Here is a 20,882-nt window from a genome sequence, read left to right as displayed (position 1 = left end):
GGGAGCCGTCGCGCGTCCGGCCGCTCACCCCGTCCGGGTGGGCACCGCCGGACGCGGCCCGGCCGGGGCGGGGGAGCCGTCGGGCTCCCGGCGGCCCAGCACCGCCAGCGTCATCGCGCAGGACGCCAGTTGGAACGCGGCGCCCCAGCCGAGCACCGGCCCCGCCCCGTAGGCGTCGCCGACCGGCCCGGCCAGCGCCAGCCCGACCGGCCCGAAGGCGAAGGCCCCGAGCGTCCCGTAGGCGCTGACCCGGCCCAGCGCCTCCGGCGGGACGTGACGCTGGGTCAGCGCGGCGAACAGCGAACCGCAGACGACCGAGGTGACGCCCGCCCCGGCCGCCGCCACCGCCACCGCGGGCAGCGGCCAGCCGAGCGCCAGCGCCCCCGAGGGCAGCGCCCAGCCCGCGGTCACCGCGACCGCCGTGCGCAGCGGCCGCCGCGGCCGGCGGCCGAGCAGCAGCAGCCCGCCGAGCACCGCGCCCGCCCCGTAGGCGCCCATCACCACGCCCCAGCCGCCCGCGCCGCCGAGCCGGTCGCGGGCCAGCACCGGGCCCAGCACCAGGAACGGCGCCCAGACCAGCAGGTTGAACAGGCAGCCCTGCAGGGCGCTCACCCACTGCCAGCGGCGGGAGGCGAACTCGGCCCAGCCGGAACGCAGTTCGCCGATCAGCGACTCCCCGGCGGCCGGGCGGGCCGCCGCCGGGAGGCGGAGCAGGGCCAGCGCGGCCAGGCCCGCCGCGTAGCTGGCCGCGTCCACCGCCAGCACCCAGCCGGGGCCGGCCACGGCGGTGAGCAGGCCCGCCAGGGCCGGACCGGCCACCAGGGCGCCGTTCCGGGCGATCCCCAGCAGGGCGTTGGCGTCGGCGAGCCCGGTGGCCGGGACGAGCCGGGGCAGCAGCGCGTCCAGCGCGGGCATGAACACCGCCTCGGCCAGGCCCCAGCACGCCATCAGTGCCGCCAGCGCCCAGATCCGGCCCTGCCCGGCGAACAGCAGCGCCGCCGTCGCGGCCTGGGTCAGGCAGCGCAGCCCGTCCGAGCCGAGCATCACCCGGCGCGCCCCGAGCCGGTCCGCGGCCGCGCCGCCGAGCACCAGCAACAGGACGATCGGCAGGATGCGCGCCGTCATCACCACCCCGAGCCCGGAGCCGCCGCCCCCGCCGTCCAGGACCGCGAAGGCCACCGCCACCGAGGCCATCGACGACCCGAACAGGGAGACGGCGTAGCCCGTGAAGAAGAGGCGGAACTCCCGCCCGCGCAGGACGGCGAACCGCCGCGAGATCGGCTTCATGACCGGCAGACTGCCCCGGCGGCAGGGCTGCCGACAAGGGGTTCCGACGGAAAACCTGAGCGGATCGGCATCAATTTTCGGAGGGGCTGAAATTCCCGCAGTAAATCACGTATTTACCGCAGTGGGAGCGGTGATTGACGGCTCATCGACCGCGCTGTTTACTGCGGGAGTGATACCTGTCGAGTACGCCGTCGCCGTCGACCGCTACCTGGCCGGCGCCCCGCTCGCGGAGGGCTCCCGCCGGGTCTACCGGATCGCCCTGCGGACCTGGGCCTGGCTGCTGGTCGGCCGTACCCCGCCGACCGGGCCGGAGCGTCGCCGGGCCGCCCCGCCGGTGCTGCCGCTCGCCGCCCTGGACGGGTCGGACGCGCCCCGCCGGGTGGCCGGGGCGTTCGCGGCCCGCGCCGCGGAGGTCGGCCCGCGCACCGCCAACCGCGAACTCGCCGCGCTGCGCTCCGCCGCCCGCTGGTGGTGTGCGCGGGGGTGGCTGGCGGCCGACCCGGCGGCCGGGGTGCGTCCGCTGCCGCCCGTCGCGCCCGCCCCGGGCCCGACCGAGGACCGGGCGCGGGCCGTCCTGGCGCTCCGGGCGCCGCTGCGCGAGAAGGTGCTCTGGCATCTGGTCCGGGAGACCGGTGCCCCGATCGGGCAACTGCTGGCGCTGGACGTGGACCGGCTCGACCTGGCGAACCGGCAGGCCCGGACCGCCGCCGCCGGGGAGCGCCCGCTGCGCTGGCGCGGCGGCGCGGCCCGGCTGCTGCCGCTGCTGGTGGCCGGGCGCACCGCCGGCCCGCTGTTCCTCACCGACCGCCGGGCCCCGGCCGGCACGCCCCCCGCCGACCGCTGCCCGCTGACCGGCCGCGGCCGGCTCTCCTACCGGCGGGCCGCCGAACTGTTCACCGCCGCCACCGCCCCGCTGGACCCGGCCGGCCGGGGCTGGACGCTGCACCTGCTGGCCGAACCGCGCCGCTGAGCGCGGGACACGGGGGACTACGGGGGTGCGGGGGCGGGCGGTGAACGCCGTCGGGCCGGTGGGGAGGCTCGGTGGAAGGGGCGTGAAGCCTGTTCCGTACGCCCCCTGAGTGCCGGACTATGGTCTGACACATGCAAGGTCACGACAGCCGCCGTTCGGTCCGCGCCACCATCTGGGTGCGCGGGCGCGTCCAGCAGGTGGGGTTCCGCTGGTGGACCAGGGCCAGGGCCCTGGAGATCGGGCTGACGGGCTACACGAGCAACCTCGGGGACGGCCGGGTCCAGGTGGTCGCCGAGGGTTCGCGGGTCGACTGCGAGCGCCTGCTCGCCGCGCTGCGCGGGCCCGGAACGCCAGGTCAGGTCAGTGGGGTCACCGAGATCTGGACCGCCGTGGGGGACGGGTACCAAGGCTTCGTGATCCGATGAGCACACCGCAGTTGCCGGCCGGAGGAGAGCCGCCGGCAACTGCCGGTGTCATGCGGTTGCCTTCGGGGCAGACTCGTGGTTGACTCCGCAGGCGTAGTGATCCACTACCCCGGCCGCTGGTGTGTCCGTCCCGCCAGGCAGGTGACAGGGGCGCGGTAGCGTGCGGTGATCGTGTTGACCCGTACGGTCTTTGGTGAGACGCTGGAAACCCGCGCACAGGTCCGAGTTTGTCGGCGGGGCATCGCCGTGCGGGTGCGTCACGAAGGCGCTCCCAGCTGCGGCTGCCCTCGTAGTGCCCAGCCAGCACGTCCGACCGCCCAGACGCGTGCGCTTCCCTTCCCCCAAGACCCACCGTACACGGTTCGGTCACTCAGCGTGGAGGACCACACATCATGGCAAAGGCGCTTCTCGGGTACGTCGGCGGTCCCGACCCGCGAATGCTCTCCGAGATGCGGCGACTGCAGCAGCGCGTCCTGGACCTGGAGAACGAGCTCGCCAAGCTCCAGTCCGAGAACGACGCCCTGACTGCCGTCGCCGACGAGCACTCGCTGCTCAGCAGCATCGACCTGGACCAGCGAGAGCCGGCCCTGACCTGACCGTCGCCCATGGCCCCCGGAACCGGGGCCCCGTGATCGACGCAGTGGTGCACTGAGCTTCCCCGACGAGGGGATGGCAGCCTATAAGGGACGTCCGTGCCGGACGTCCCTTCGTCGTTCCCGGGCTCGCCGCCGAACCCCCTCCGCCGTGATCTGCCCGGCGCGCGGTGCGGCCAAACCGCCGCCTGGCGGCTGTTCGCGGGCCCGGCCGGATACAGTCGCCGACGGGCGGCCGCCGGACACGGGCGGCGGCGGACACGGACGGCGAGGAGGCGGGCGGGTGCACCTGAAGAGCCTGACCCTGCGCGGGTTCAAGTCCTTCGCCTCCGCGACCACCCTGCGCTTCGAACCCGGCATCACCTGCGTGGTCGGCCCGAACGGCTCCGGCAAGTCCAACGTGGTCGACGCGCTCTCCTGGGTGATGGGCGAGCAGGGCGCCAAGTCGCTGCGCGGCGGCAAGATGGAGGACGTCATCTTCGCCGGCACCAGCGGGCGCCCCCCGCTCGGCCGCGCCGAGGTCAGCCTCACCATCGACAACACCGACGGCGCCCTGCCGATCGACTACACCGAAGTCACCATCACCCGGACGATGTTCCGCAACGGCGGCAGCGAGTACGCGCTCAACGGCACCGTCTGCCGACTGCTCGACATCCAGGAACTGCTCTCCGACTCCGGCATCGGCCGCGAGATGCACGTCATCGTCGGCCAGGGCCAGCTCGACTCCGTGCTGCACGCCGACCCGATGGGGCGGCGCGCCTTCATCGAGGAGGCGGCCGGCGTCCTCAAGCACCGCAAGCGCAAGGAGAAGGCGCTCCGGAAACTCGACGCGATGCAGGTCAACCTCAACCGCGCCCAGGACCTGGTCGCCGAACTGCGTCGCCAGCTCGGCCCGTTGGGGCGGCAGGCGAAGATCGCCCGGCGGGCCGCCGGCATCCAGGCCGAACTGCGCGACGCCCGGCTGCGGCTGCTCGCCGACGACCTGCTCACCCTGCGCCGGGCCGTCGAGGCCGAGGTCGCCGACGAACTCGCGCTGGGCCTGCGCCGCACCACCGTCGAACAGGAACTCGCCGCCGCCATCCAGCGCGAGGCCGTCCTGGAGGCCCAGGTCGAACAGCTCGGACCGGCCCTGGAGGCCGCCCGGCAGACCTGGTACCGGCTCTCCTCGCTGGCCGAGCGCACCCGCGGCACCGTCGGACTCGCCGAGGCCCGGGTCCGGGCCGCCGCCACCGCCGGGCAACTGGAGGAGCGGCGCGGCCGCGACCCCGAGGACCTGGAGCGCGACGCCGCCCGGGTCCGCGAGGACGAGGCCGCCCTCGAAGCGGCCCTGGAGCAGGCCCGGTACGCCCTCGCCGAGGCCGGCGAGGAACGCGCCGAACTCGAACGCGCGCTCGCTGCCGAGGAGTTGCGGCTCAAGGCGGCCGCCCGGGCGATCGCCGACCGGCGCGAGGGGCTGGCCCGCCTGCAGGGCCGGGCCGCCGCCGCGCAGTCCCGCGCCACCGCCGCCGAGGCCGAGAGCGAACGGCTCGCCACCGCCCGCGACGAGGCACTGCTGCGGGCCGAGGCCGCCCAGCAGGAGCACGAGCAACTCCGCGCGCACAGCGCGGAGTCCGCGGCCGGCGACGAGGAGGCCGAACAGCGGCACGAGCAGGCCCGCGAAGCGCTCGGGGCGGCCGAACGGGCCGCCTCCGCCGCCCGCGAGACGCTCACCGCCGCCGAGAAGGAACGCGCCGCGCTGGCCGCCCGGCACGACGCGCTCGCCCTCGGCCTGCGCCGCAAGGACGGCAGCGGCACCCTGCTCGGCGACCCCGGCGTCCTCGGGCCCGCCGCCGAACTCCTTTCCGTGGCACCGGGGTTCGAGCAGGCGATGACCGCCGCCCTGGGCGCCGCCGCCGAGGCCGTGGCCGTCGACGGCGTCGACACCGCCGTCCGGGCGCTGACCCGGCTGCGGGCCGAGGACGCCGGCCGGGCCGCGCTGCTGATCACGGACGGCGGCAGCCCGGACGGCGGCAGCGCCGAAGGGGGCGGCGCCGACGGCAGCGATGCCCCGCCGGCCGGGGCGCGGTGGGCCGGCGACCTGCTGGACGGGCCCGCCGGGGTGCTCGCCGCCGCCCGCCGACTGCTGACCCGCACCGCCGTGGTCGAAGACCTCGACGCCGCACGGCAGTTGACCGCCGCGCACCCCGGATGGACCGCCGTCACCCGGGACGGCGACCTGCTCGCCGCCGCCCACGCCCTGGGCGGATCGGCCGGCGCGCCCGGCCAGTTGGAGACCAGGGCCGCCGTCGCCGAGGCCGCCCGCGGCATCGAGGAACTCGACACCCGCTGCGCCCGCCTGGCCGAGGAACTGGCCGCCGCCCGCGAACGGCGCGCCGAACTGGCCGCCGAGGTCGAGCAGTCGGCCCTGCTGCGCCGCCGGGGCGAACAGCGGCGGGCCGAACTCGCCGGCGCGCTCGGCCGCTCCGGCGGCGCCGCCCGGGCCGCCGCCGGCGAGGCCGAACGCACCGCCACCGCCGCCGCCAAGGCCGGGAGCGGCCTGGCCGAGGCCCGGGCCGCCGCCGCGGAGGCCGCCGAACGCCTCGCCACCGCCGAGGAGTCGGCCGACGGCGGCGAGGACGAGCCCGACCCGGCCGAACGCGACCGGCTGGCCGCCGCCGCCGGCGACGCCCGGCAGGCCGAGACGGAGTCCCGGCTCGCCGTCCGCACCCACGAGGAGCGGGTCCGCTCGCTGGCCGGCCGCGCCGACCAGCTGGACCGCGCCGCCCGCACCGAGCGCGAGTCCCGGGCCCGAGCCGCCGAACGCCGCGAACGGGCCCGCCGGGAGTCCGCCACCGCCACCGCCGTCGCCACCGGGGCCCGGCACCTGCTCGGCCGGATCGAGGAGACCCTCACCGCCGCCGAGGCCGACCGGGCCGCCGTCGAGGCCGACCGCACCGCCCGCGAGGGCGAACTGCGGCAGTTCCGCGAGCACGGCCGCACCCTCAAGGCCGAACTCGACCGGCTGGTCGACGCCGGGCACCGCGACGAGGTGCTGCGGGCCGAGAAGCGGCTCCGGATCGAGCAGTTGGAGACCAGGGCACTGGAGGAGTTCGGCCTCGCGGGCACCGACCTGCTCGGCGAGTACGGCCCCGACCGGCCCGTCCCCGCCCCGCCCGCCGAGGACGGCGCCGAGCCCGGCGAGCCCCGCCGCTACGTCCGCGCCGAGGTCGAGCAGCGGCTCCGGGCCGCCGAACGCGCCCACCAGCAGCTCGGCAAGGTCAACCCGCTCGCGCTGGAGGAGTTCGCCGCCCTGGAGGCCAGGCACCAGTTCCTCGGCGAGCAGCTCGACGACCTGCGCAGGAGCCGCCGCGACCTGATGGACATCGTCCGGGACGTCGACACCCGGGTCGAACAGCTCTTCACCGCCGCCTACCACGACACCGCCGCCCAGTTCGAGGGCGTCTTCTCCCGGCTGTTCCCCGGCGGCGAGGGCCGGCTGCTGCTCACCGACCCGGAGAACATGCTCACCACCGGCGTCGAGGTCGAGGCCCGCCCGCCCGGCAAGAAGGTCAAGCGGCTCTCGCTGCTCTCCGGCGGCGAGCGCTCGCTGACCGCCGTCGCCCTGCTGGTGTCGATCTTCAAGGCCCGGCCCAGCCCGTTCTACGTCATGGACGAGGTCGAGGCCGCCCTCGACGAGACCAACCTGCGCCGACTGATCGCGATCATGGAGGAGCTGCGGGAGAGCTCCCAGCTGATCGTCATCACCCACCAGAAACTCACCATGGAGTCCGCCGACGCCCTCTACGGCGTCACCATGAAGGGCGACGGCATCTCGCAGGTGATCAGCCAGCGGCTGCGTCCGCCCGGGCAGCAGGAAGCACAGCGGCGGGAAGCACAGCAGAGCACGACATAGGCGCTAAGTGATACTGGACGGGTTATGGAATACGTGATCCTTGCCGTTGTCATCGCGGTGGTCGCCATCGGCGCGATCACCGGACTCGTCGTTTCCGGCAGACGACGCAAAGAGCTGGACCGGCCCGGGCAGGCCCCGGCCGCCACCGCGCCGAAGGCCCCGGAGCAGGTCGCGCCCGCGGCCCCGAAGACCCCGGAGGCCCCGCGGACCGCCGAGCCGGAGGCGACCCCGGCCGCGCCGGAGGCCGCCGAGGAGCCCGTCACCGCCGAGGAGCCCACCGCGGCCGAGGCGGCGGCCGCGCCCGAGCTGGAGGTGCCCGAGCCCACGGCCGGCCGCCTGGTCCGGCTGCGCTCCCGGCTCTCGCGCTCGCAGTCCACCCTCGGCAAGGGCCTGCTCACGCTGCTCTCCCGGGACCGGCTGGACGACGACACCTGGGAGGAGATCGAGGAGACCCTGCTGGTCGCCGACGTCGGCGTCGGCGCCACCCAGGAGCTGGTCGAGAACCTGCGGACCCGGGTCAAGGTGCTCGGCACCCGCACCCCCGATGAGCTGCGCGGTCTGCTCCGCGAGGAACTGGTCGCGCTGATCGGCCCGGACACGGACCGCACCGTCCACTCGGTCAAGCACGGGGACGGCCCGGCCGTCGTCCTGGTGGTCGGCGTCAACGGCGTCGGCAAGACCACCACCACCGGCAAGCTGGCCCGGGTCCTGGTCGCCGACGGGCGCACGGTCGTGCTCGGCGCCGCCGACACCTTCCGCGCCGCCGCCGCCGACCAGCTCCAGACCTGGGGCGAGCGGGTCGGCGCGCACACCGTCCGCGGCCCCGAGGGCGGCGACCCGGCGTCGGTCGCCTTCGACGCCGTCAAGCAGGGCATCGCCGAGGGCGCCGACACCGTGCTGGTCGACACCGCCGGCCGGCTGCACACCAAGACCGGCCTGATGGACGAGCTGGGCAAGGTCAAGCGGGTCGTCGAGAAGCACGGCCCGGTCGACGAGGTGCTGCTGGTGCTCGACGCCACCACCGGCCAGAACGGCCTGGTCCAGGCCCGGGTGTTCGCCGAGGTCGTCGACATCACCGGCATCGTGCTCACCAAGCTGGACGGCACCGCCAAGGGCGGCATCGTCATCTCGGTGCAGCGCGAACTCGGCGTCCCGGTCAAGCTGATCGGCCTCGGCGAGGGCGCCGACGACCTCGCCCCGTTCGAGCCCGGGGCGTTCGTGGACGCGCTGCTCGGCTAGCCGCCGCAGCCCCGTACGACGAGGCCCGCCCCGGGAGGTGACCCCTCCCCGGGGCGGGCCTCGTCGTACGGGACCGTACGGGCGGGGCGTCAGCAGGCGAGTTCGCGGTCCCGGGTGCGGTGGCAGGCGTAGGCGAGGGTGCCGAGCAGCAGGCGGGCCTCCGGCGGGGCGTTCTCCGCGGTGGGGCGGCGCAGCCAGCGCATCGGGCCGAGCGGGCCCAGCGGGGTCGGCGGGGCGGCCAGGTAGGAGCCCAGGCCGTGGCAGGCCAGGTCGAGCGAGGCGTCGTCCCAGCCCATCCGGTAGAGCAGGTCGGGCAGGCGCTCCGCGGTGCCGGGGGCGACGAACAGCAGCAGCCGCCCGGCGGGGGAGGCCAGCACCGGGCCGACCTGGGTGCCCATCCGCTCCAGCCGGACCAGCGCCTGCAGGCCGGGCCGGGACGGGACGTCCAGCACGTCGAACTGGTGGCCGGTCGGCAGCAGCAGCGGGGCGCCGGCCGGACAGCGGGCGGCCAGCTCGGCGGCGGTGGCCCCGGGGGCGATCGCCGGGCCGACCCGGTGGTGCAGGTTGGGCGCGGCGCAGCGCGGCACCCCGCAGTCGCAGCGCGTCCCGTCGTGCGGGGGCGGGCTGCCGGCGGCGAGCGTCCAGCCCCACTGCCCGGAGTACTCGGCGGCGGTGCGGAGCGCGGTGGGCCGGGTGCGGCGGCGGGCGCCGAGGGGGGTGAGCCGCAGGGTGCCGAACAGCTTGTCCATGCCTGCCCCAACAGGTTCCGATTGCCGATGGTTACGGGACGGTGACGTTGAGTCGCCGGTCGGGCGCGTGGTGCGGGGCGCGTCGGAGGCGCGCGCGGACCGGCGCACACCGATCCGGGTGGCGCGGGCCAGCAGGCGCCTTGCCCCCGCGCCCCGGATGCCGGATCGTCGTTGCCGCACGCGTGCCTCCTCGGGTCCGGGCCTCGGCCGGCCGCCCCGGCATGTGCCGGGGTCATGCGGCCGACTCATAGTGAAGCGCGGGTTCCGGTCCGACAGTTCACTCTTGGGGGTGGCGAAAGGTGGCGTTTCTCGGACCCGGCTCCCCCGGATGGCGGAGGCGCGCTACGTTCGGGATACGGAACGCAGTCGGCCGGTCACCCGGCGGGTGCTCCGGTGGGTGCAGCGGATGATGACGGGTCAGGGCGAGCGGGGCCCCGGGGTGCGGGGCGGGATGGGGACGGTCCCATGGGTGAGAAGCAGCCGAACGAGAAGCTGGGCTCCTGGTTCGCGCGCAGCGGCTGGTCGAAGGGCGAGCTGGCGCGCCAGGTGAACCGGAGGGCACGGCAGATCGGCGCCCACCACGTCTCCACCGACACCTCCCGGGTGCGCCGCTGGCTGGACGGCGAACAGCCGCGCGAGCCGATCCCGAAGATCATGTCGGAGCTGTTCTCGGAGCGCTTCGGCTCGGTGGTCTCGATCGAGGACCTCGGCCTGCGCGCGGTGGTGCCGGTGACCACCGTCGGCAGCGGCGTCGACCTGCCGTGGAGCCCGCAGCAGACCGTCCAGGCGATCAGCGAGTACTCGCGCAGCGACCTGATGCTCAACCGGCGCGGCTTCCTGGGCACCTCGCTGGCCCTGACGGCCGGCGCGGCGCTGATCGAGCCGATGCAGCGCTGGCTGACGCCCGGTCCGAACGGCGCCCCCACCCCGATCCTGGCGGCGGCCAACGGCGGCGAGCAGTTCTCCGGGCGGCTGTCCGAGCCGGAGCTGCAGCTGCTGGAGCAGACCACCGAGATGTTCCGGCAGTGGGACGCGCAGAACGGCGGCGGCCTGCGCCGCAAGGCCGTGGTCGGCCAGCTGCACGAGGTCACCGACCTGCTGCAGGAGTCGTACCCGGAGCCGACCACCAAGCGGCTGTTCCGGATCACCGCCGAACTCGCCCACCTGGCCGGCTTCATGTCCTACGACGTCGGCATGCACCCGAGCGCCCAGAAGTACTACGTGCTGGCCCTGCACGCCGCCCGCGAGGCCGGGGACCGGCCGTTCGGCGCGCTGATCCTGACCGACATGAGCCGGCAGATGATCCACCTCAACCGCGGCGAGGACGCGCTGGAGCTGATCCACCTGGCCCAGTACGGCAGCCGGGACACCGCCACCGCCCGCCAGCAGTCGCTGCTGTACGCGATGGAGGCCCGCGCCTACGCCACCATCGGCGAGGTCAACCGGTGCGCCCGCGCCGTCCGACTGTCCGAGGACACCTTCAGCGACATCCAGACCGGCGACGAGATGCCGCCGTGGCTGCGGTTCTTCTCGCACGCCGAGCTGTGCGCGGAGAACGGGCACTCGTTCCGCGACCTGGCGTACACCTCGGACCGAGGCACCGCGATGGCCCGGACGGCCGAGCCGCTGATCACCAAGGCGGTCGACCTGTTCCGGCAGGACGGCGACCACGTCCGCACCTACGCGTTCAACCTGGTCGGGATGGCCTCGGTCCGCCTGCTGCAGAACGAGCCGGAGGAGGCGGCCCGGTACTGCGAGGAGGCCGTCGACATCGCCAAGCGGGTCCGCTCCGAGCGGCTCAACACCCGGGTCCGGAAGACCTCCGAGGCCGCCAGCCGGGACTTCCGCGGCGCCCCCGGCGTCGACCGGCTCGCCGAGCGCGTGGTGCAGGACATCCCGGAGTTCGTCTCGGTGGTCTGAGCCCGCTCCGGCGTATAACACGCCGTGTCCAGTACGCGTCACCTGCCGTGGTTCACGCGCCCGTAACGGGCGCGTGAACCGCGTCACGCCGGGGAAACACCGAGCCGCATCGGCCGAAACCCGCCTTCGGCACTCTCCTCTCATCGCCGACACGCCGGGATGGCACGGGACAGGTGTCCCGGCGTGGAGCGGCTTCCACCTCGGAGGAGACGCCGATGCCGGACGGCTTCAGCGCGGGCGACACCGCCTTTGTGTTCATCTGTGCGGCCCTGGTCATGGTGATGACCCCGGGCCTGGCCTTCTTCTACGGAGGCATGGTCAGGGTCAAGAGCACCCTCAACATGCTGGTGATGAGCTTCGTCTCACTGGCGATCGTCACGGTGCTCTGGGTCCTGTACGGCTACACGCTGGCCTTCGGGCCGGACGCCGGGGCCGGCCTGATCGGCAACCTCGACTACCTGGGTATGCGCGGCATCGACCTGAACGCGCTCACCGGGACGATCCCGGTCACCGCCTTCGCCGCCTTCCAGCTGATGTTCGCGATCATCACCCCCGCGCTGATCAGCGGCGCGATCGCGGACCGGGCGAAGTTCGCGGCCTGGAGCCTGTTCGTGGCGCTCTGGGTGACGATCGTCTACTTCCCGGTCGCGCACTGGGTGTTCTTCTTCGACGGCGGCAACGGCGGCTGGCTCGGCGACCGCAACGGCGTGATCGACTTCGCCGGCGGCACCGCGGTGCACATCAACGCCGGCGCGGCCGGCCTGGCTCTGGCCCTGGTGCTGGGCAAGCGGATCGGCTTCAAGAAGGACCCGATGCGCCCGCACAACCTGCCGCTGGTGATGCTCGGCTCCGGCCTGCTCTGGTTCGGCTGGTTCGGCTTCAACGCGGGCTCGGCGCTGGCCGCCAACGGCGTCGCGGGCATGGCCTTCGTCAACACCCAGGTCGCCACCGCCGCCGCCGTCCTCGGCTGGCTCGCCTACGAGAAGATCAAGCACGGCGCGTTCACCACCCTGGGCGCCGCCTCCGGCGCGGTGGCCGGCCTGGTCGCCATCACCCCGGCCTGCGGCTCGGTCTCCCCGCTCGGCTCGATCGCGATCGGCCTGATCGCCGGCGCGGCCTGCGCCGCCGCGATCAGCCTGAAGTACCGGTTCGGCTTCGACGACTCGCTCGACGTGGTCGGCGTCCACCTGGTCGGCGGCATCATCGGCTCGCTGCTGATCGGCTTCTTCGCCACCGGCCACGTCGGCCAGACCGCGTCCGGCCTGTTCTACGGCGGCGGGTTCGACCAGCTCGGCAAGCAGGCGCTGGGCGTGGGCGTGGTCCTGGTCTACTCCTTCGTCCTGTCCTGGCTGCTGGGCACGGCGATCCAGAAGACGATCGGCTTCCGGGTCTCCGAGGAGGTCGAGGTCTCCGGCATCGACCAGGCCGAGCACGCCGAGTCCGCCTACGACTTCACCGCCGTCGGGGCCAGCCTGGCCCGCGCCGTCAGCGCCCCCGCGACCGTCCCCGTCAGCGCCGAGAAGACCGAGGTCGAGGCCCGATGAAGCTCATCACCGCCGTCATCAAGCCGCACCGCCTCGACGAGGTCAAGGAGGCCCTGCAGGCCTTCGGGGTGCACGGGCTGACCGTCACCGAGGCCAGCGGCTACGGCCGCCAGCGCGGCCACACCGAGGTCTACCGGGGCGCCGAGTACACCGTCGACCTGGTGCCGAAGGTCCGGATCGAACTCCTCGCCGAGGACGAGGACGTCGAGCAGCTGATCGACGTGGTGGTCAAGGCCGCCCGCACCGGCCGGATCGGCGACGGCAAGGTCTGGTCCGTCCCGGTCGAGACCGCCGTCCGGGTCCGCACCGGCGAACGCGGCCCCGACGCCCTCTGACACCCGCTCCGACCACCTAGCATTCACCTCCTGGCGGACCTGCCCACGCGGCAGGTCCGCCGAAGGCGTATCCGGCCGGCACCGGCCGGGGGCGCCCGCCGGCACCAGCACGCACCGGGAGCAGCAGACGTGACGAGCACCGACCCCGCCGCCGACCCCGCCGAGCACGGACACCCCGCCGAACGCGCCCGCCTGCTGGCCGACCCGGCGCTCACCGGCCCGGAGCGCCGCACCGCGCTGGCCCGGCTCACCGACGACTGGCTGGCCGGCCTGTACCGGGCCGCCGGCGCCCCCGCCCGCACCGCGCTGGTCGCCGTCGGCGGCTACGGGCGCGGCGAGCTCTCCCCGCGCAGCGACCTGGACGTCCTGCTGCTGCACGAGGGCCCGCTCGCCGAGGGCCTGGCCGAGCGGATCTGGTACCCCGTCTGGGACAGCGGCGTCGCGCTCGACCACGCCGTCCGCACCCCCGGCGAGGCCCGCAAGGTCGCCGCCGAGGACCTCAAGGCCCAGCTCGGCCTGCTCGACGCCCGCCACCTGGCCGGGGACGAGCGGCTCACCGCCGACCTGCGCTCCGCCGTGCTCGGCGACTGGCGGGCCACCGCCGCCGAGCGGCTGCCCGAGCTGCACGCACTGGTCCGGGCCCGGGCCGAGCGGCACGGCGAGCTGTCCTTCCTGCTGGAGCCGGACCTGAAGGAGGCCCGCGGCGGCCTGCGCGACCTGGTCGCGTTGAACGCCGTCGCCGCCACCTGGCTCGCCGACGCCCCCCGGGACGGCCTGGCGGAGGCCGCCCGGACCCTCGCCGACGTCCGGGACGCGCTGCACCTGACCACCGGGCGGGCCACCGAGCGGCTCGGCCTGCACGACCAGGACCAGGTCGCCGAGCGGCTCGGCGTGCTCGACGCCGACACCCTGCTGCGGCAGGTCTACCGGGCCGCCCGCACCGTCGCCTACGCCTCCGACGTCACCTGGCGCTCGGTCGAGCGGGTGCTGGCCGCCCGGTCCCGCCCGGTCCGGCGGGCCTCCCGCTTCTCCTTCGGCAGCTCCCGGCGGGCCCCCGTCGGCCCCGACGCGCCCGAGCGCCGCCCGCTCGCCGAGGGCGTGGTGGAGCAGGACGGCGAGGCGGTGCTGGCGCAGGCCGCCCGCCCCGCCGCCGACCCGGTGCTGCCGCTGCGGGCCGCCGCCGCGGCCGCCCAGGCCGGGCTGACGGTCGGGTACGCCACGGTGCGCCGACTGGCCGCCGAGACCGGGCCGCTGCCGGTGCCGTGGCCGGACGAGGCCCGCGAGCAGCTGGTCACCCTGCTGGGCGCGGGGGAGGCCTGCCTGCCGGTCTGGGAGGCGCTGGAGGCCGAGGGCCTGATCAGCCGGATGCTGCCGGACTGGGAGCGGGTCCGCTGCCGGCCGCAGCGCAACGCCGTGCACCGCTGGACGGTGGACCGGCACCTGATCGAGACGGCCGTGAAGGCCGCCGCGATGACCCGCCGCACCGCCCGCCCCGACCTGCTGCTGGTCGCCGCCCTGCTGCACGACCTCGGCAAGGGCTGGCCCGGGGACCACTCGGAGGCCGGCGAGGTGATCGTCCGGGACGTGGCGGTCCGGATGGGCTTCGACAAGCCGGACACCGACACCCTGGCGCTGCTGGTGCGCCACCACCTGACGCTGGTCGACACCGCGACCCGGCGCGACCCGGACGACCCGGCCACCGCCGACCTGATCGCCGGGATCGTCGGCAGCCAGGCCCACCTGGAGCTGCTGCACGCCCTCACCGAGGCCGACGCCACCGCCACCGGCCCGGCCGCCTGGTCGAGCTGGCGGGCCTCGCTGGTCGAGACGCTGGTCGGGCGGACCGCGGCCCGGCTGGCCGGCGACGCCCCGCCGCCGGCCGCCGTCGACGCCGACCCCACCGCCGACCAGGAGCGGCTGGCCGTCGAGGCGGCCCGCACCGGCGCGCCCGCGCTGGCCCTGAGCGCGCACGCCGAGCCCGCCGAGCCCGGCGGCGGCGAGCCGATGGGCGTCGAGCTGACCCTGGCCATCCCGGACCGCCCCGGCCTGCTGGGCACCGTGGCGGGGGTGCTGGCGGTGCACCGCCTGACGGTCCGCCAGGCCGGCCTGCGCGAACTCGACCCGGTCGGGGCCGGCCCGGTGCTGCTGCTGTCCTGGACGGTCGCCGCGGCCTACGGCGACCTGCCGGACGCCGCCCGGCTCCGGGCCGACCTGCGGCGCGCCCTGGACGGCTCGCTGGACGTCGCCCGCAAGCTCGCCGAGCGGGACGCCGCCGCGCCGCGCCGACGGGGCATCAGCACCCCGCCGCCGGTGGTCACCGTGGCCCCCGGCACGGCCTCCCGGTCGGCGACCGTGCTGGAGGTCCGGGCGCACGACGCGCCGGGCCTGCTGCACCGGATCGGCCGGGCACTGGACGGGGCGGGCGTGCGGGTGCGCACCGCGCACGTCTCCACCCTCGGCGCGGAGGCGGTGGACGCCTTCTACCTCACCTCGCCGGACGGCCGCCCGCTGGACCGGGCCCGGGCGGAGGAGGTCGCGGGGGCGGTCCGGACGGCGCTGGAGGCGGGCTGACCGGCCGCCCGCGGCCCGGTCGAGGCCCCTGCGCGGCCGCTCCCCGGCCCGTCCGCGGCCCGTCCGCGCAGGGGCGCATTCCGTCCACCGGGGGTACGGCTACCCTTGGGGGCGACGACCGTACCCGTACTCGATGCCGCAAGGGACCCGCGACCGACGTGTTCGACACTCTCTCCGACCGCCTCGCAGCGACGTTCAAGAACCTCCGGGGCAAGGGCCGCCTCAGCGAGGCGGACATCGACGCCACCACGCGCGAGATCCGGATCGCCCTGCTGGAGGCGGACGTCGCGCTGCCCGTGGTCCGGGCGTTCATCAAGCAGATCAAGGACCGGGCGCTCGGCGCCGAGGTCTCCGGCGCGCTGAACCCGGCCCAGCAGATCATCAAGATCGTCAACGAGGAGCTGATCAGCATCCTCGGCGGCGAGACCCGCCGCCTGCGGTTCGCCAAGACCGGCCCGACCGTGATCATGCTGGCCGGTCTCCAGGGCGCGGGCAAGACCACCCTGGCCGGCAAGCTCGGCCACTGGCTGAAGACCCAGAAGCACACCCCGCTGCTGGTCGCGTGCGACCTCCAGCGCCCCAACGCCGTCACCCAGCTCGGCGTGGTCGCCGAGCGGGCCGGCGTCGCCTTCTACGGCCCGCAGCCCGGCAACGGCGTCGGCGACCCGGTGCAGGTCGCCCGCGACTCGATCGAGTACGCCAAGCAGAAGCAGTACGACATCGTCATCGTCGACACCGCCGGCCGCCTCGGCATCGACGCCGAGCTGATGCAGCAGGCCGCGGACATCCGCGCCGCGATCGACCCGGACGAGGTCCTGTTCGTGGTCGACGCCATGGTCGGCCAGGACGCGGTCACCACCGCGCAGGCCTTCCTGGAGGGCGTCGACTTCACCGGCGTGGTGCTCTCCAAGCTGGACGGCGACGCCCGCGGCGGTGCCGCGCTCTCGGTCGCGCACGTGACCGGCCGTCAGATCATGTTCGCCTCCAACGGCGAGAAGGTCGACGACTTCGACGCCTTCCACCCCGACCGGATGGCCTCGCGCATCCTCGGCATGGGCGACGTCCTCTCGCTGATCGAGAAGGCCGAGCAGACCTTCTCGCAGGCCGAGGCCGAGAAGATGGCCGCCAAGCTGCAGGGCGGCGGCAAGGACTTCACGCTCGACGACTTCCTGTCGCAGCTGGAGCAGGTCCAGAAGATGGGCTCGATCTCCAAGCTGCTCGGGATGCTCCCCGGCATGGGCCAGATCCGGGACCAGATCAACAACATCGACGACAAGGACGTCAACCGGGTCGGCGCGATCATCAAGTCGATGACGCCCGCCGAGCGGTCCGACCCCAAGCTGATCAACGGCTCGCGCCGGCTGCGCATCGCCAAGGGCTCCGGCGTCCAGGTCGGCGAGGTCTCCGGCCTGGTCGAGCGGTTCTTCGAGGCCCGCAAGATGATGTCCGCGATGGCCTCCGGCAAGGGCATCCCCGGCATGCCGGGCATCCCCGGGATGGGCGGCGGCGCGAAGAAGTCCGCGAAGAAGGCCCCGCAGGCCAAGGGCAAGCGCAAGAGCGGCAACCCGCTGAAGCGGGCCCAGGAGGAGGCGGCGGCCGCCGAGCGGCGCGCCCTCGGCCCGGGCCAGGCGGCCCAGCCGGGCAGCGCGTTCGGCCTCGGCGCGGGCCAGGGCCCGGCCGACTTCGACCTGCCCAAGGAGTTCAAGGACCTGCTGTAGCGGCAGGCGCTCCCGACGCACCGTCAGCGGCGCGCGGCCCCACCCACCGTCCCCCGGGCGGCCGGTGGCGCCGCGCGCCGCTGCTCGTCCGCCACCATGCGCCGTCGCCCGTCCCGCCGCCGCGCGCCGTCGCCCGTCGGCTGCGCGTCGGCGGCCCGTCCGCTCCGTGCGCGATGATGTCCCCCATGCGCGTGACGATCCGAGCCCCCCGCCCCGATGACGTCGTCCCCTACGCCGAGGCGGTGCGCCGCTCCGCCGCGCACATCGGGGTCTGGAACCCGGTGGAGCCGGACGGGCTGCCGGACCTGTTGAGCCGTCAGGGCGCCGGCCTGCGGACCTTCCTGATCGTGGACACCGAGACCGGCCACCTGGTCGGCAAGTGCAACGTGGCGAACATCGTGATGGCCCGGTTCTGCAACGGCGTGCTCGGCTACGACGCGTACGTGCCGTTCGTCGGCACCGGGCGGATGACGGAGGGCATGCGGCTGGTGGTGGAGCGCTGCTTCACGCCGGCCGTGCTGGGCGGGCTGGGCCTGCACCGGCTGGAGATCAACGTGCAGCCGGCCAACGAGCGCTCGGTGGCGATGGCCCGGCGGCTGGGGTTCCGGCACGAGGGCCTCACCCCGCGGATGCTGTTCCTGCAGGACGCCTGGCGCGACCACGAGCGCTTCGCGCTGACCGCGGAGGAGTGGCCGACGCCCGCCGGCTGAGCGACCGGGGCGGCCGCGCGGCGGCGTTGCGCACCGGCACGCCGGTGGAATGTCCGTATTGTCCGACGGGTGAGCAACCCCGTGCCGCCGCGCCAGACCCCCGACCAGCCCTGGCGCTCCGAGGGGGCCCCGCCCCCGCCGCCGCCCAAGCGGAAGATGCCCGGCGGCTGGACCGGGCTGATCCTCACCGCGCTGGTGGTGTTCCTGCTGTCCGACCTGCTGCTGAGCTTCTTCGGCAACGGCGGGTCGACCACGATCTCGTACACCGAGTTCACCAAGCAGCTCAACGGCGGCAACATCACCAAGATCTACTCCAAGGGCGACGCCATCGAGGGCACGCTCAAGAACAAGCAGCCCAAGCCCGACGACGGCAAGGGCGACTACACCGACTTCACCACCCAGCGCCCGGCGTTCGCCAACGACAACATCTGGGGCACCCTGCAGGCGCAGAACGTCGAGGTGACGGCCAGCCCGGTCGTCCAGCAGCGCAGCTTCCTCGCCAACCTGCTGATCTCGCTGGCCCCGATGCTGCTGCTGATCGGCGTCTGGGTGCTGCTGGCCCGCCGGATGTCCTCCGGCGGCCTCGGCGGCGGCGCGCTCGGCCGCAAGGCCCCGCCCAAGCCGGTCGACACCAGCCAGGGGCGGCGCACCACCTTCAAGGACGTCGCGGGCATCGACGAGGTCGAGGCCGAACTCAGCGAGGTGGTCGACTTCCTGAAGAACCCCCAGGCGTACCGGCGGCTCGGCGCCAAGATGCCGCGCGGCGTCCTGCTCTCCGGCCCGCCCGGCACCGGCAAGACCCTGCTGGCCCGCGCCGTGGCCGGCGAGGCCGACGTGCCGTTCTTCTCCGCCTCCGCCTCCGAGTTCATCGAGATGATCGTCGGCGTCGGCGCCAGCCGGGTCCGCGAACTCTTCGCCGAGGCCCGCAAGGTCGCCCCCGCGATCGTCTTCATCGACGAGATCGACACCATCGGCCGCCAGCGCGGCGGCGGTGGCGGCATGGGCGGCCACGACGAGCGCGAGCAGACCCTCAACCAGATCCTCACCGAGATGGACGGCTTCTCCGGCTCCGAGGGCGTCATCGTGATCGCCGCGACCAACCGGGCCGAGATCCTCGACCCCGCCCTGCTGCGCCCCGGCCGGTTCGACCGCCGGATCACCGTCAGCCCGCCGGACCGCTCCGGCCGCGAGCAGATCCTCCGCATCCACACCCGGCAGGTGCCGCTCGCCGAGGGCACCGACCTGGACACCGTCGCCCGCACCACCCCCGGCATGACCGGCGCCGACCTGGCCAACCTGGTCAACGAGGCCGCGCTGCTCGCGGTCAAGCGCAAGCAGGACGCGGTCGACCAGGAGAACCTCTCCGAAGCCCTGGAGAAGGTCCAACTCGGCGCCGTCCGGCCCCTGGTGATGCCCAAGGAGGAACGCGAGCGGACCGCCTTCCACGAGTCCGGGCACGCCCTGCTCGGCATGCTCCAGCCCGGTGCCGACCCGGTCCGCAAGATCACCATCGTGCCGCGCGGCCGCGCCCTCGGCGTCACCCTCTCCACCCCCGACACCGACCGCTACTCCTACACCGAGCCCTACCTGCGCGGCCGGATCATCGGCGCGCTCGGCGGGATGGCCGCCGAGCAGGTGGTGTACGGCGTGGTCACCACCGGCGCCGAGAACGACCTCGAACAGCTCACCACCATCGCCCGCGCGATGGCCGGCCGCTGGGGCATGAGCGAACGGGTCGGCAAGGTCACCGCCATCCCCGACGACGGCCAGTCCCCGTACGGCCTGGCCGCCGCGCCCACCACGCTGGACGCCGTCGACGAGGAGGCCCGCCGGATCGTCGCCGAGTGCTGGGACGAGGCCGTCGCCCTGCTGCACCGGCACCGGGACCGCCTCGACGCGCTGGCCGCCGCCCTGCTGGAGGCCGAGACCCTGGACGAGGACGCCGCGTACGCCGCGGCCGGGCTCAGCCGCTCCTGACCGGGGCCTCCGGGGGAGTCCGCGGGCGCGGGCGGGTCAGACCCGCGGGCGGGTGCCGACCGCCCAGCGGAACACGTTCACCATCCGCACCGAGCCGTCCGGGCGCAGGTACGGGTGCAGCGCCTCCTCCAGCTCCTTGGCCAGCAGCACCGGGCCCGCGGCCCGCTCCGCCCGGTCGAACAGGCCGGTGGAGAGCAGGCCGCGGACCGCCGAGTCCAGGCCCGCGTAGGCGAACGGGCAGCCCACCGCCCCGCCGCCGACCGGCCGCGTCCCGGCGGCGGCCAGCAGCGCCTCCAGCCCGCCCGGGACGCCCGCCGCGAACGGGTCCGGCACCTCCGACGGGGCGTGCCGCCCCGCCACCGCCAGCACCGCCGCGCTCTCGCAGCGCTCCGCCGGACCCCAGGCCGCCACCACCAACTGCCCGCCGGGCAGCACCCGCTCCGCCGCCCGGGCGACCGCCCCCGGCGTCGGCGGCCGCTCGAAAACCGTCACCAGGGAGTGCGCCGGGCGGGGGACGGGGTGCGCCGAACGGGCGACCGCCCCGACCGCCCCGGCGGACCCCACCTGCAGTCCGCGGGCCTGCGCCAGCGCCCGCAGCTCGCCGTCCGCCTCCACCCCCGCGACCTGCGCGCCGCGCCCCTCGGCCAGCAGCAGCGCCAGCCCCGAACGGCAGCCGACCCCGAGCAGGCTGGTGGCCGCGCCGACCTCCAGCCGGCGGTAAACGTCCAGGTAGAGGGGCACGAGCATGCGCTCCTGGATCTCCGCCCAGTCCCGCGCCCGACCGCGCCGCACCGCCGTCGGGTCGGTCCGGACCCGGTCCACGGTGCTGCCGATCATCTGCGCCGAAGCCATCGCGGCCTCCCATTCGGTCCTCGGAATCGGCTGCGGCACCCGCAGCCCGGCCCCCCGGCCCCTCCTCCAGCGAACAGCGGGCGGCCCGCCCCGTCCAGAG

15 protein-coding genes are annotated in these 20,882 nt (G+C 75.1%); 12 read left to right on the top strand and 3 right to left on the bottom strand.

Translation table 11 applies throughout. From position 1 onward, the window contains the following. Positions 1-24: 24 nt before the first annotated feature. The gene (locus tag ACIQBJ_RS26675; protein WP_400715433.1) at positions 25-1,287 is read right to left on the bottom strand and encodes an MFS transporter; all 1,263 of its coding nucleotides are present in this window, start codon (positions 1,285-1,287) and stop codon (positions 25-27) included. A 169-nt stretch (positions 1,288-1,456) separates the two neighbouring features. Here ACIQBJ_RS26675 and ACIQBJ_RS26670 point away from each other — a divergent pair, with 169 nt between their 5' ends. From ACIQBJ_RS26670 to ftsY, 5 genes are all read left to right on the top strand, one after another. Next, a complete protein-coding gene (locus ACIQBJ_RS26670; protein WP_400715431.1) occupies positions 1,457-2,257 on the top strand; it encodes a hypothetical protein in 801 nt (266 codons plus the stop codon). A 131-nt stretch (positions 2,258-2,388) separates the two neighbouring features. Beyond that, a complete protein-coding gene (locus tag ACIQBJ_RS26665; RefSeq protein WP_400715429.1) occupies positions 2,389-2,682 on the top strand; it encodes an acylphosphatase in 294 nt (97 codons plus the stop codon). A gap of 392 nt (positions 2,683-3,074) precedes the next feature. Further along, positions 3,075-3,278 (top strand): hypothetical protein, encoded by a 204-nt coding sequence (locus tag ACIQBJ_RS26660; RefSeq protein WP_400715427.1) that lies wholly within the window; start codon positions 3,075-3,077, stop codon positions 3,276-3,278. 280 nt (positions 3,279-3,558) lie between these two features. Beyond that, entirely contained in the window at positions 3,559-7,167 is a 3,609-nt protein-coding gene (smc, locus tag ACIQBJ_RS26655; protein WP_400715425.1) for a chromosome segregation protein SMC, read from the top strand. A gap of 24 nt (positions 7,168-7,191) precedes the next feature. Beyond that, positions 7,192-8,406, top strand: a complete 1,215-nt coding sequence (gene ftsY / locus ACIQBJ_RS26650) for a signal recognition particle-docking protein FtsY (protein ID WP_400715423.1) — start codon at positions 7,192-7,194, stop codon at positions 8,404-8,406. A gap of 89 nt (positions 8,407-8,495) precedes the next feature. Here ftsY and ACIQBJ_RS26645 read toward each other — a convergent pair whose 3' ends face one another. After that, positions 8,496-9,155: a bifunctional DNA primase/polymerase gene (locus tag ACIQBJ_RS26645; RefSeq protein ID WP_400715421.1), complete on the bottom strand. Its 660-nt coding sequence runs from the start codon at positions 9,153-9,155 to the stop codon at positions 8,496-8,498. Between the two features lie 465 nt (positions 9,156-9,620). Here ACIQBJ_RS26645 and ACIQBJ_RS26640 point away from each other — a divergent pair, with 465 nt between their 5' ends. The 7 genes from ACIQBJ_RS26640 to ftsH all read left to right on the top strand — a co-directional run bounded on the left by ACIQBJ_RS26640 (position 9,621) and on the right by ftsH (position 19,930). Continuing rightward, on the top strand, positions 9,621-11,075 hold the full coding sequence (locus tag ACIQBJ_RS26640) for a hypothetical protein (protein WP_400715419.1): 1,455 nt from the start codon (positions 9,621-9,623) through the stop codon (positions 11,073-11,075). A 215-nt stretch (positions 11,076-11,290) separates the two neighbouring features. After that, positions 11,291-12,619, top strand: coding sequence for an ammonium transporter (locus ACIQBJ_RS26635; protein WP_400715417.1), 1,329 nt, complete (start codon positions 11,291-11,293; stop codon positions 12,617-12,619). Continuing rightward, positions 12,616-12,954 (top strand): P-II family nitrogen regulator, encoded by a 339-nt coding sequence (locus ACIQBJ_RS26630; RefSeq protein WP_400715415.1) that lies wholly within the window; start codon positions 12,616-12,618, stop codon positions 12,952-12,954. Before ACIQBJ_RS26635 ends, ACIQBJ_RS26630 begins: the two co-directional genes overlap by 4 nt. A gap of 129 nt (positions 12,955-13,083) precedes the next feature. After that, positions 13,084-15,525 (top strand): [protein-PII] uridylyltransferase, encoded by a 2,442-nt coding sequence (locus tag ACIQBJ_RS26625; protein ID WP_400715413.1) that lies wholly within the window; start codon positions 13,084-13,086, stop codon positions 15,523-15,525. Between the two features lie 158 nt (positions 15,526-15,683). Next, the gene (gene ffh, locus ACIQBJ_RS26620; RefSeq protein WP_400715411.1) at positions 15,684-17,243 is read left to right on the top strand and encodes a signal recognition particle protein; all 1,560 of its coding nucleotides are present in this window, start codon (positions 15,684-15,686) and stop codon (positions 17,241-17,243) included. A gap of 185 nt (positions 17,244-17,428) precedes the next feature. Next, complete coding sequence (locus ACIQBJ_RS26615) at positions 17,429-17,953, top strand: GNAT family N-acetyltransferase (RefSeq protein ID WP_400715409.1); 525 nt, start codon at positions 17,429-17,431, stop codon at positions 17,951-17,953. 69 nt (positions 17,954-18,022) lie between these two features. After that, on the top strand, positions 18,023-19,930 hold the full coding sequence (ftsH, locus tag ACIQBJ_RS26610) for an ATP-dependent zinc metalloprotease FtsH (RefSeq protein WP_400715407.1): 1,908 nt from the start codon (positions 18,023-18,025) through the stop codon (positions 19,928-19,930). Between the two features lie 36 nt (positions 19,931-19,966). On the opposite strand, the gene ACIQBJ_RS26605 is transcribed toward ftsH, so the two are convergent. Further along, the gene (locus tag ACIQBJ_RS26605; RefSeq protein ID WP_400715405.1) at positions 19,967-20,782 is read right to left on the bottom strand and encodes a class I SAM-dependent methyltransferase; all 816 of its coding nucleotides are present in this window, start codon (positions 20,780-20,782) and stop codon (positions 19,967-19,969) included. Between the last annotated feature and the right edge of the window lie 100 nt (positions 20,783-20,882).

The organism is Kitasatospora sp. NPDC088391 (genome assembly GCF_044753345.1).
In the GTDB taxonomy this organism is placed as follows: Bacteria; Actinomycetota; Actinomycetes; order Streptomycetales; family Streptomycetaceae; genus Kitasatospora.
The sequence above is the reverse complement of the archived record's forward strand: the minus strand, read 5'-3'. Positions and strand labels throughout refer to the sequence as shown.